The organism is Sphingobium sp. BHU LFT2 (genome assembly GCF_018604485.1).
In the GTDB taxonomy this organism is placed as follows: domain Bacteria; phylum Pseudomonadota; class Alphaproteobacteria; order Sphingomonadales; family Sphingomonadaceae; genus Sphingobium; species Sphingobium yanoikuyae_A.
The window spans coordinates 595,114-606,817 of the sequence record NZ_JAFCGW010000001.1; the positions used below are offsets into that span (position 1 = coordinate 595,114).

The 11,704-nt window shown below is 64.1% G+C and carries 12 protein-coding genes; 4 read left to right on the top strand and 8 right to left on the bottom strand.

The features are described from left to right. The first annotated feature begins 103 nt into the window (after nt 1-103). On the top strand, nt 104-637 hold the full coding sequence (gene infC / locus JQK15_RS02955; protein ID WP_029547879.1) for a translation initiation factor IF-3: 534 nt from the start codon (nt 104-106) through the stop codon (nt 635-637). Between the two features lie 80 nt (nt 638-717). Here the strand turns inward: infC and JQK15_RS02960 are convergent, their stop codons facing one another. The 7 genes from JQK15_RS02960 to pabB all read right to left on the bottom strand — a co-directional run bounded on the left by JQK15_RS02960 (nt 718) and on the right by pabB (nt 6,843). Further along, complete coding sequence (locus JQK15_RS02960) at nt 718-1,245, bottom strand: GNAT family N-acetyltransferase (RefSeq protein ID WP_214863318.1); 528 nt, start codon at nt 1,243-1,245, stop codon at nt 718-720. Nucleotides 1,246-1,283: 38 nt separating this feature from the next. Next, nucleotides 1,284-2,402 carry a zinc-binding dehydrogenase gene (locus tag JQK15_RS02965; RefSeq protein ID WP_214863319.1) on the bottom strand — a complete coding sequence of 373 codons (1,119 nt, stop codon included), beginning with the start codon at nt 2,400-2,402 and terminating at the stop codon, nt 1,284-1,286. 85 nt (nt 2,403-2,487) lie between these two features. Further along, the gene (gene msrA, locus JQK15_RS02970) at nt 2,488-3,162 is read right to left on the bottom strand and encodes a peptide-methionine (S)-S-oxide reductase MsrA (protein ID WP_214863320.1); all 675 of its coding nucleotides are present in this window, start codon (nt 3,160-3,162) and stop codon (nt 2,488-2,490) included. Beyond that, nucleotides 3,149-3,310: a hypothetical protein gene (locus JQK15_RS02975; RefSeq protein WP_170319005.1), complete on the bottom strand. Its 162-nt coding sequence runs from the start codon at nt 3,308-3,310 to the stop codon at nt 3,149-3,151. The genes msrA and JQK15_RS02975 overlap by 14 nt, the downstream gene beginning before the upstream one ends. 310 nt (nt 3,311-3,620) lie before the next feature. Then, complete coding sequence (locus JQK15_RS02980) at nt 3,621-4,823, bottom strand: pyridoxal phosphate-dependent aminotransferase (protein WP_214863322.1); 1,203 nt, start codon at nt 4,821-4,823, stop codon at nt 3,621-3,623. A gap of 185 nt (nt 4,824-5,008) precedes the next feature. Then, nucleotides 5,009-5,632: an aminotransferase class IV gene (locus JQK15_RS02985; protein WP_017500849.1), complete on the bottom strand. Its 624-nt coding sequence runs from the start codon at nt 5,630-5,632 to the stop codon at nt 5,009-5,011. A gap of 32 nt (nt 5,633-5,664) precedes the next feature. Then, nucleotides 5,665-6,843, bottom strand: a complete 1,179-nt coding sequence (pabB, locus tag JQK15_RS02990) for an aminodeoxychorismate synthase component I (protein ID WP_214863324.1) — start codon at nt 6,841-6,843, stop codon at nt 5,665-5,667. Nucleotides 6,844-6,936: 93 nt separating this feature from the next. Between pabB and JQK15_RS02995 the strand changes: the two genes are divergently transcribed. Continuing rightward, entirely contained in the window at nt 6,937-7,323 is a 387-nt protein-coding gene (locus JQK15_RS02995) for a DUF983 domain-containing protein (RefSeq protein WP_214863326.1), read from the top strand. 22 nt (nt 7,324-7,345) lie between these two features. Here JQK15_RS02995 and JQK15_RS03000 read toward each other — a convergent pair whose 3' ends face one another. Further along, entirely contained in the window at nt 7,346-7,786 is a 441-nt protein-coding gene (locus JQK15_RS03000; RefSeq protein ID WP_214863328.1) for an acyl-CoA thioesterase, read from the bottom strand. A 219-nt stretch (nt 7,787-8,005) separates the two neighbouring features. Here JQK15_RS03000 and JQK15_RS03005 point away from each other — a divergent pair, with 219 nt between their 5' ends. Together JQK15_RS03005 and JQK15_RS03010 are read left to right on the top strand one after the other, a co-directional pair. Next, nucleotides 8,006-10,276, top strand: coding sequence for a TonB-dependent receptor (locus JQK15_RS03005; protein WP_214863330.1), 2,271 nt, complete (start codon nt 8,006-8,008; stop codon nt 10,274-10,276). A gap of 1 nt (nt 10,277) precedes the next feature. After that, on the top strand, nt 10,278-11,618 hold the full coding sequence (locus JQK15_RS03010; RefSeq protein WP_214863332.1) for an alkaline phosphatase family protein: 1,341 nt from the start codon (nt 10,278-10,280) through the stop codon (nt 11,616-11,618). Nucleotides 11,619-11,704 lie beyond the last annotated feature (86 nt).

Below are 11,704 nucleotides of genomic sequence, written 5' to 3' on the forward strand. Positions count from 1 at the left end.
ATTCCGTTACGACGGAGGCACGCACCCCTTTCGGTTTTGTAGAAAAGCCGCTAAGAGCCACTCGGTTTTAATAGACTCAGGAGAAGCTGCTATACGTCCCCCGATGATGCGCCGCCCACTGGCGCCGCCGCCGAAGTCCGGCCCCCGGTATAACGAATTCATCACCGTGCCCAAGGTGCGCGTGATCGATGACGAAGGCGAAAATCTGGGCGTGATGTTTACGCAGGAGGCGATCGAACAGGCCGCCGACGTTGGCCTGGACCTGGTCGAAGTGTCGCCCAACGCCGATCCGCCAGTCTGCAAGTTCCTGGACATCGGCAAGTTCAAGTACGAAGCCCAGAAGAAGGCGAATATCGCCCGCAAGACCCAGAAGACGCAGGAACTCAAAGAGATCAAGATGCGCCCGAACATCGACGATCATGATTATGATACGAAGATGAAGAAGGTCCATGATTTCATCGGCGATGGCGACAAGGTGAAGATCACCCTGCGCTTCCGCGGCCGCGAACTCAGCCACCAGCAGCTGGGCATGAACCTGCTCCAGCGCGTGGCGGAAAATGTCGCCGAGATCGCCAAGGTCGAAGCCTATCCGCGCATGGAAGGCCGCCAGATGCTGATGGTGCTGTCGCCGAAATAAGCGGCGCCGCGACATTGAAGAACATGCGTATCGGGCGGGGTCTGGCGACAGACTCCGCCCGATACGCATTTGAGCGCGACTTAGTCGATCAACGACGTGTCGGGCGTGGCGCGTGCATCCAGTGTCAGTTGCAGGAAGGCCAGATCGAGCCATTGGCCGAATTTCATGCCGACCTGCGGCAGCAGGCCGACCTGGGTGAAGCCCAGCCGTTCGTGCAACCGGATCGACCCGATATTGCCGGCCTCGATGCCGGCAATCATGACATGCTTGCCGATCGTGCGGGCGCGATCGATCAGGGCGAGCATCAGCGCCTTGCCGATTCCCGCCCCACGCTGATCGGCGCGGACATAGACCGAATGTTCGACCGTGTTGTGATAGCCATCCCAGGCGCGCCAGTCGCCAAAGGAGGCATAGCCGACAACCTCGCCCAGCGCATCGACCGCGACCAGCACCGGATAGCCCTGCCCCTGCCGCTCCGTCAGCCAGGCGCGGCGATTGGCGGCGTCCACCTGATGCTCGTTCCAGATCGCCGTCGTGTTGACGACCGCATCATTATAGATGGCCGCGATGGCCGGCGCATCGGCCGGGCCGGCATCCCGAATGGTCATTGGGCGCAGGTCACTCCTTGATGGGTTCATATTAGGGCTCAGGCCGGGTTCGGCACGATCAGATATTTCTCGCCGGTGCGGCGGGCATTATAGGCCAGCACCGCGTCGCGCGTCAGCGCCTCACGGAGCGACAGGCGCGCCTTATAGTGGCTGGCAAAGAGGCCGGTGAGATTGTCGCGCACGCGGGCGCGCATCCGCTCCACCGTCTCCGCCCCCGCCTGCGCCAGGAAGGGCGTCAGCAGCCAGCCGCCGACCCGCCAGCTGAAGCCGAAGCTGCGCGTCAGCAGGGTCGGCGACAGGTCGAGCGCGCCATAGATATAGGCCTGCTTCATGGTGGCGGAGCCATAGCGGCTATAGGCAGCGCCCGCACTCGCCACCTGCTCCATCGCGCCCAATATCCGGCTGACCAGCGATCCGCCGCCGATCGCATCGAAGGCAATGGTCGCCCCCGTTTCGGTCAGAGCGGCGACCAGCCGTTCGGCAAAATCATCGGCCGTGCTGTCGAGCACATGGCGCGCGCCCAGATCGCGCAGCAGCGCGACCTGCGCCGGGCTACGGACGATATTGACCAGCGGGATATCATCCGCCTGGCAGATTTTGACGAGCATCTGGCCAAGGTTGGAGGCGGCCGCAGTATGGACCAGCGCCTTGTGCCCCTCTGCCCGCATGGTTTCGACGAAGCCGAGCGCGGTCATCGGATTGACGAAGGCCGATGCCCCCTGCTCCGCCGTGGCGCCATCCGGCAAGACCATGCAGGCGCGCGCATCGACCAGCCGATATTGGGCATACATGCCGCCCGGCACGCAGGTGACGCGCTTGCCGAGCAGCGCCTGCGCCTCCGGCGCTTCGCCCGCTGCGATCACCGTGCCAGCCCCTTCATTGCCGACCGGCATGGCTTCACCCAGGCGCGAGACCATGGCGCGCATCGACGCCTCGGGCATCTGCGCCACCAGATAGCCATCGCCATATTCGGCATGGTCGACATCGGCCGACCCCAGCAGCAACCCGAGATCGGATGGATTGATCGGTGCCGCCTCGACCCGCAGCACGATCTGAGATCCGGTCGGCGCTGGCAGGGTCTGCTCCGCCAGCGATACGGTCAGGCGGCCATCGGGCGCGAGGGTCGAAAGAATTTGCAGACCGGTGATGTCGGACATGAGGAGGCTCCCTTGGCGGCGATGACATTGGCGGCGATGATTGGGGCTTAGCCTGCCACGTCGCCATCGGCCAGCATCGGCTCGATCAGGCGGCGGGGACCGCGCGGTAGAGCGTGGGATACATGGCGCGGAACGCCTTGAGCTTGGGCATGTCCCAGCGCTGGATATAGGGATGATAGGGATAGCGGGCCATGAAGTCCTGATGATCGGCCCCGGCATCCTGGAAGCCGGTGAAGGACTCCACCTTGGTCACGATCGGGTCGCGCCACAGCTCGGCCTTCTGCAACTGTATGAGATAGGCGCGCGCTGCCTTGTCCTGCTCTGGATTGAGCGGGAAGAGCGCGCTGCGATATTGGGTGCCGCTGTCGGGCCGCTGATAATTGAGCGTGGTGGGATCGGTGATGACCGAGAAGAAGATGCGCAGCAGCGTGCCATAGCTGACGATCTTCGGATCATAGGTGACCCGGACCGACTCGGCGAAGCCGGTATCGCCGCCGCTGACCATGTCATAATCGACCTTGCGGTCGCGCGGTCCGCCGGCGAACCCCGCCACGGCGAGCCTGACGCCCTTCACATGGGAAAATACGCCCTCAACGCCCCAATAGCAGCCGCCCGCGAAGATCGCGGTTTCCAGCGATCGGGTCGGCTGCGCATCCAGCGCCGGAATCGGTGCGGGGACGGCAGGTTCGGCATGCAACGGGGAAGACGCGGCGGCGAGCGCCGCAAGGGGGAGTAGGAAAAGGCCCTTAGAGCGCCGCACTGCCGACAGGGGTCGCGGTCGACGCGATCGCGGTCGAGGTCAACGCCGGCGGCTCATTATTGGGCTGAAGCGCGAACATCGCGACCGCCCCGATGGCAAAGCCACCCAGGAAGCGGAAGAACAGTTCGGATTTCAAAAACGCCAACATGGCCAAGCCTTTCTGTCGCGATATCTTCGCGATCGTCGCCCGGTAGGACATTGCGCCTTGCCCCTGTCTGAACATGATCGCGCCGGACAGCGGCTTTCGACCAAGAACAGGAGCGGAGCGACGAAATGCCACCGCACATAAGTTTCTTTACGCAACGGGCATATAGCGCCTGCGGCGTCGATCACAAGACGCTGCAGTGCGAAAAAGACCGTTTCATTTTTTGAGACAATGGAAAAATCCGGCCGCGATAGACAGTATCGCGACCGGATTTTCAAGAACTTGTTGCAGGCCGACGATCATCGGCCGGCGCTTATTTCAGCGCTGCGCAAGCTTCCTGGATGCGCACGCAGGCGGTCTTGAGCACCTCTTCCGAGGTCGCATAGCTGATGCGGAAGGCCGGCGAGAGGCCGAAGGCGGCGCCATGGACGGCCGCGACCTTCGCTTCGTCGAGGAAATAGCCGATCAGCGCTTCGTCGCTGTCGATCCGCTGGCCCTTGGGCGTCACCTTGCCGATCACGCCGCTGGCGTCGGGATAGACATAGAAGGCGCCTTCAGGCGTCGGACAGTCGAGGCCCGGCGCATCGTTCAGCATGGCGACGACCATGTCGCGGCGCTTCTTGAAGGCGGCATTGCGCTCTTCGAGGAAATCCTGCGGGCCGGTCAGCGCGGCCACGGCCGCGGCCTGGCTGATCGAGCAGGGATTGCTGGTCGACTGCGACTGCAGCTTGCCCATGGCCTTGATGATCCATTCGGGACCGCCGGCGAAACCGATGCGCCAGCCGGTCATCGAGAAGGCCTTGGAACAGCCATTGACCGTCAGCGTGCGGTCATAAAGGTCCGGGCACACCTGGGCGATGGTGGCGAAGGGGGTCGGCGCGTACCAGACATGCTCATACATGTCGTCGGTCATCACCAGCACATGCGGGTGACGCAGCAGCACCTCGCCCAGCGCCTTGAGCTCGGTCGCCGAATAGGCGGCGCCCGACGGGTTGGACGGCGAATTGAGCATCACCCACTTGGTGCGCGGGGTGATCGCGGCGTCGAGCTGGGCCGGGGTGATCTTGTAGCCCTGGCTGGCCGGGCCTTCGATGAACACGGGCGTGCCGCCGGCGAAGTTCACGATGTCGGGATAGCTGACCCAATAGGGCGCCGGGATGATGACTTCATCGCCCACTTCGACGGTGGCGACCAGCGCGTTGAACAGGGTGTGCTTGCCGCCCGAGTTCACGCTGATCTGGCTGCGCTTGTAGATCAGGCCATTGTCGCGCTTGAACTTGAAGGCCACGGCTTCCTTGACGTCGGCGGTGCCGTCGACATCGGTATAGCGGGTCAGATTCTTGCGAATGGCCTCGATCCCCGCCTCTTTCACGAAATCGGGCGTGTCGAAATCGGGTTCGCCGGCGGAAAGACCAATGACGTCCACGCCTTCGGCTTTAAGGGCATTCACGCGCGCGCTCATCGCCAGGGTGGCGGAGGGCTGGATGCGACCGAGGGCTGCGGAAGTCTGGCTCATGGCAATGATCTTTCTCCAGAGCGATGCCCAGACGGACAAAAGAGTCCGCGTTCGACGGCATCGCGACAAAAAATAATATTATCTCCTCGCCTGCCGCGCAGGCAGACGCGGCGGTCCTTAGTGCGCAAAGGACGCCGGAGCAACCGCCAGTTGCCGGTTATTGGCTTGTGCGCGTCCTAGGAAAACTATCGGACCAGCGAGGCCGCGACCATCCCGCGCGATGCATTGCCGATGAAGAAGCCACGTTCCAGATCATGGATGCGCAGATCGCCCTCCACCGCCTCGCCCATGTCGAGCAGGCTCTGGCGCAGGATTCCGCGCAGCAGCCCGCGCGAGGCCGGCGGCGTCACCAGCTTGTCGCCCCGCTCCACGAAGATGGAGGAGAAGCAGCCTTCGGTCAGATAGCCCTGTTCGTCGGTCATCAGCACCTCATAGGTGCCGCCGCGGCGTAGCGCGTCGCGATAGAGGGAACGGTCGGTGGTCTTGTGCTCCAGCCGGGGATCCGTGGCGGCGGCAAGCCGGGGCACGACCTTCACCTGCATGATCGCCTTGGGCCAGGTGCGATGTTCGCGCACCTCGATCGACACCGAGCCCTGACGCGATACCAACAGCCGCACGCGGCTGAGTTCGCGCAGGCGGAAGGTTGCGGCCTGAAGCTCGTTGCGCACGCTGTGGCGGTCGAAGGCGAAGCCCAGCGCCTGCGCGCTGTCCTTCAGCCGGCCCAGATGCAGTTCCAGCAGACGCACACCTTCATGCGGATCGAAGGCCATGGTCTCGAGCAGATCATATCGTCCGTCAGCCACCGACATCGAACCTATTCACGCCCCACTGCAATCATCTTTCATCCCAGCGACAGGAAGCGCCCCTTGGCCAGGCATTCCGCCCATTCGGCCGACGCATCCGAATCCGCAACGATGCCGGAACCCAGGCCCAGGCGACCGATACCGCTTCCTTCTTCGACGCAAATGGTGCGAATGGCAACATTGAAAGCCGCGTCCCCCGCCGGATCCATCCAGCCCATGGCCCCGGTATAGACGCCGCGGGCAAAAGGCTCGACCATGTCGATGATCTCCATCGCCCGCACCTTGGGCGCGCCGGTGATCGATCCGCAGGGAAAAAGCACGCGCAACACGTCGACCGGCGCCAGCCCCGGCAGCACGCGGCCGCGAATGGTGGAGACCATCTGGTGGACGGTCGGATAGGTTTCGACCTTGAACAGGTCAGGGACCGTGACTGATCCGGCCCGCGCCACCCGCGACAGATCATTGCGCAACAGGTCGACGATCATCAGATTTTCGGCGCGCTGCTTGGCATCGCGCGCCAGTTCGGTCGCCAGGGCGGCATCGCGATCCGGATCATGATCGCGCACGGCGGTGCCCTTCATCGGCCGCGCCGTCAGTTGCCCGCGCACCTGGGTGAAGAAGAGTTCGGGCGAGAAGGACAATATCTGATGCCCGCCGATATTGATGATGCCGCCATAGCCAGCCTGCGCGCGCGGACGCAGCGCTGCATAGAGCGCCATTGGATCGCCGGCGAAGCGCAATTCGCACGGGAAGGTCAGGTTGACCTGATAGATGTCGCCGGCACGGATCAGTTCCTGCACCTGGTCGAACTGCGCGCGATAGTCGGCTTCGCTGACGAGCGGCCAGGGCGCATCGACGCTGACCGCCGCAGGATCGGGCAGCAGGTCCGCGACGCCATCGGCCGGGATGAAGCGGCAGCCCTCGAACAGGCCGAACCAGAGCAGGGGCATGGCCTGCGGCCCGCCCTTGGGCGGGCGATGCGCGATCGGCGCCAGCCGATCCTCCAGCACCAGCCCGGCTTCATAGCTGATATAGCCGGCGGCATGCAGGCCGGCCTCGCGTGCCTCGGCGATGCGATCGAGCGCGGGCTGTACCTCCTCCATCCGCCAGGCGGCGATGACCGACACCGGATCGCGATACAGCCGCGCGGGCGCTGCCCCCTGGACGCGCGCATCGTCGAACAGGGCAAAGGCTTCGGTGGGACCAGGCAGGCGCATGGCGTCCTCTTAACAGGCTTTGGCGCGCACGAAAGAGCGATGCAGGTGGCGCCATGATTGCCCGGCGGGGCAAAGCTGGCCTAGACAGGGGGCATGTCCGACCAGCCCCCTGCCCCGACCAGCGAACCGCGTCCGTTCAAACCGGCCTTGCTGCTGGGCCTGCGCAGCCGCTGCCCGGCCTGTGGCGAGGGCAAGCTGTTCGCGCGCTTCCTGAAACCGGTCGCCGCGTGCAGCCAGTGCGGCCAGCGCTGGGACGGGCATCAGGCCGATGATTTCCCGGCCTATATCGTCATCCTGCTGCTCGGCCATCTGCTGGTGCCGCTGATGATCGAGGTCAATGCCGCGCTGGCCATCCCATTGGGCTGGCAGGCGGTGCTATGGCCGACGCTGGCGGCGATATTGGGGCTGGCGATGATCCAGCCCGCCAAGGGGGCGGTGCTGGCCTTCCAATGGTCGCGCCGGATGCACGGCTTCGCCTGACGGCGCGCCGGCAAGCCGAGCCTTATTCAGCCGGCCTGCGGATGAAGTTGAGTTCCATCGCTTCGCGCAGCGTGTCGTCGATCGAGCGACGGCCTTCGGCGCCATGGGTGACGACGGTGGTGTCGCAGGTGGCGACGCACACGCCCTTCTGGAAGCCGGCCGAGCTGATCGTCCAGCTGGTGCGGCCGATATGGCCGATCGCGCAATGGACCTCGAACGGATAGGGGAAATGCGATTCCTCGATGAAGTTGAGGTTCACATTGGCCACCAGCCAGCGCACGCCCTGTTCCTGCGGGTGGCGGCCCATATGGTGATGAAAGCGGATACGGGCCGTTTCGAAGATACCGGAAATGGCCACATTGTTGATGTGACCCATGGTATCGAGATCCTGGAAACGCGTATCGATGCTCGTGATGAAGCGATATGCGTCGGGACTGAACCGCCAGGATTCGGGTTTGGCCATGTCCTGCTTTCCTTGAAATTGTTTTTTTCGCTCTTAGCCCAGCGATCTTGCGATGCAATGTTCGCGGCGAAAATGCCGCGACTGCGACCTTTATGACACAGACAAAATCATAACGATATTGTCACGAAACTGACGCCGCAGCGTCGCGATAGTCACATTGCAGTGCAACATGGCCAGCCTAGAGCGCCCGCCAATCACATATGATTGGGGGATTTCACCATGCGCCACGCACTCAGCCTGCTGCTCGCCTCTACCGCCTGCATCGCCGCACCCGCCCTTGCCCAGGACATGGCGCCCGCCGCCGATGCATCGGCCGACGCGGACAGCGCCGGCATCATCGTCTTTGGCCGGGGCGAAACCCGCCAGGTCCAGGAAATCACCACCCGCGATCTCGTCACCCTGACGCCCGGCACCAATGCGCTCAAAGCCATCGAGAAGCTGCCCAGCGTCAATTTCCAATCGTCCGATCCGTTCGGCAGCTATGAATGGTCGCAGCGCGTCAGCATCCGCAGCTTCAACCAGAACCAGCTCGGCTTCACCTTCGACGGCATTCCGCTGGGCGACATGAGCTATGGCAATCATAACGGCCTGCACATCACCCGCGCCATCAGCAGCGAGAATATCGGCACCGTCCGCGTGTCGCAGGGCTCGGGTTCGCTCGGCACCCAGTCGACCGGCAATCTGGGCGGCACGATCGAGACCTTCTCGATCGACCCGGCCGATGCGCTGGGCGCGCAGGGCAACCTCACCTATGGTAGCGACGAAACCTGGCGCGCCTTCGCCCGGCTGAACATGGGCAGCGCCGACGGCATTCGCGGCTATGTCTCTTATGCATACGGCTCGACCGACAAGTGGAAGGGCCAGGGCACGCAGGACCAGCATATGGTCAATGCCAAGGTCGTGATCCCGGTCGGCGACGGCAAGCTGGATGGCTGGCTCAGCTATTCGGACCGCCGCGAGCAGGATTATCAGGACATGTCGATGGACATGATCAACCGCCTGGGCTGGAAATGGGACAATACGTCGCCCGATTATGCCCGCGCCGTGCTCTATGCCGACATCGGCAATAATCGCGGCGAAACCGGCGCGCCGGTCAGCAACGCCGCTGCCGGCACCGTCTATCCCGACAATGTGACGTCGGTCTGGGACGCCTATTATGACGCCGCCGGCCTGCGCGAGGACTGGCTGGGCGCGATCGGCTACAGCACGCCGCTGGGCGATCATGCCAATTTCAAGATCAAGGGCTATTATCACAATAACAGCGGCATGGGCCTGTGGGCGACGCCCTCGGTCCCCAGCCCCACCGGCGGTTCGCCGCTGTCGATCCGCACCACCGAATATGACATGGACCGGATCGGCGCGTTCGGCAGCGTCGATGCGACGATCGGCGTCCAGACGCTGGAAGCGGGCGCCTGGTACGAGAATAACAAGTTCAACCAGGCCCGCCGCTTCTATGCGTTCAAGAGCCGCACCGAAGCCGGTCTGTCCTTCCGCGACTATCCCAAGAACCCGTTCGCGACCCAGTGGGAGTTCGATTTCACCACCGACACGATCCAATATTATGTCCGCGACAAGATCGACCTGGGCATGCTGACGATCAACCTGGGCTGGAAGGGCTTCAAGGTCACCAACGAGGCCGAGGCGGTCGTGTCGAGCAGCTTCCCCGAGGGCAAGATCAAGGCCGAGGACTGGTTCCAGCCCCATGCCGGCTTCGCCGTCGAGCTGAGCCCCGAGGCGGAAATCTTCGGTGGCTTCACCCAGGTGACCAAGGCCTTTGCCAGCGCCACCACCACCGGCCCCTTCTCCACCAACCAGGCCGGCTTCGACCAGATCCGCGACGACCTGAAGCCGGAAAGCTCGGACACTTACGAACTGGGCCTGCGCTATAATAGCTCGCGCTTCAACGGCACGCTGGGCGCCTATCTGGTCAATTTCCGCAACCGCCTGCTGGCGGTGCAGGTCGGCAGCCCGATCCTGGGCCTCGCCTCTGCGCTGCAGAATGTCGGCAATGTTCGCGCCGTCGGCATCGAGGCGGCGGGCGACCTGAAGCTGGGCCAGGGCTTCGGCCTCTATGCCAGCTACAGCTACACCGACGCCACCTATCGCGACGATGTGCTCAACAGCTCGGACGGCACGCTGGTTGCCGCGATCAAGGGCAAAACCGTGGTCGACAGCCCCAAGCACATGCTGCGCGGCGAACTCAATTATGACCAGGGGCCGCTGTTCGGCCGGATCGGCGCCAACTATATGTCGAAGCGCTATTACAGCTACACCAACGATGCGTCGGTCGATGGCCGAGTGATCGTGGACGCCTCGATCGGTTATCGCGTCACCGACCAGATCGAAGTGCAGCTCAACGCCAGCAACCTGTTCGACAAGAAATATATCAGCACGATCGGATCGGGCGGCTTTGGCAATAGCGGCGACGCGCAGACGCTGCTGATCGGTGCGCCGCAGCAATTCTTCGTCACCCTCAAGGCGGGCTTCTAAGATGAACAAGGCCGCGCTGCTTGCCTCCGCCCTGCTCGCCATCACGCCGCTCCCGGCGCTGGCCGAGCCGGTGCTGCTCATCTCGATCGACGGGCTGCGCCCCGGCGACGTGCTGGAGGCGGACAAGCGCGGCCTTGCCTTGCCCAATCTGCGCCGGTTCCTGACCGATGGCGCCCATGCATCGGGTGTCACCGGCGTGCTGCCGACGCTGACCTATCCCAGCCACACCACGCTGATGACCGGCGTGTCGCCGGGCAAGCATGGCATCGTCAGCAACAACAGCTTCGACCCGATGCAGATCAACCAGGGCGGCTGGTATTGGTATGCGCAGGATGTGAAGGTGCCGATGCTGTGGGATGCGGCCGCAAAAGCCGGGCTGTCCACCGGCAATATCCACTGGCCGGTCAGCGTCGCCGCCAAGGGCATAAGCTGGAACCTGCCGCAAATCTGGCGCACCGGCCATGCCGACGACGCGCAACTGCTGGATGCGCTGGCGACGCCGGGCCTGAAGGCGGAACTGGAACGGGCGGTCGGCCAGCCCTATGCCATGGGTATCGATGAAAGCCTGTCCGGTGACCAGAACAGGGGCCGGTTCGCCACCGCCCTGATCGCCGCGCACCAGCCCAACTTCCTGACCGTCTACCTCACCGCGCTCGACCATGAGCAGCATGGCAGCGGTCCCGACACGCCGGCCGCCAAGGCCGTGCTGGAAAAGATCGACGCGATCGTCGGCGATCTGGTCGCCGCCGAGCGCAAGGCCCATCCCGACGCGCTGATCGCGCTGGTCAGCGACCATGGGTTCGAGGCGACGCATAGCGGCCTCAACCTGTTCCGCCCCTTCATCGACGCTGGCCTCATCACCCTGGGCGCGGACGGCAAGGTCGCGTCGTGGCAGGCCATGCCCTGGATCGGCGGCGGATCGGCCGCGATCATGCTCGCCCGCCCGGACGACAAGATGCTGGCCGACAAGGTGAAGGGCCTGCTCGACAGGCTGGCCGCCAATCCCGCCAACGGCATCGACCGCATCGTCGACCGGGCGGAAATGGCGAAGCTCGGCGGCAATCCACAGGCTGCCTTCACGATCAACCTGAAGCCCGGCTTCGTCACCGACATCTTCCGCGGCGCCAATGCGCCGCTGGTCGCGCCGACGCCGGTCAAGGGCATGCACGGCTATTTCCCCGGCCCCGCCAATCTGCGCGCCACCTTCATGGCGATGGGACCGGGCGTGAAGCCGGGCAAGGATCTGGGCCTGATCGACATGCGCGCGATCGCGCCGACCCTGGCCAAGGCGATGGGCGCCAGCCTGCCCGACGCGGAGGCGGCGCCGATCGACCTGCGCTGATCCACCCGGCAACGGATCGTTTCCGGCTGCAACGATGGACTTCATTACCCCCGCGACATAATTTTGCGCCCAATCCAACAGGGTCA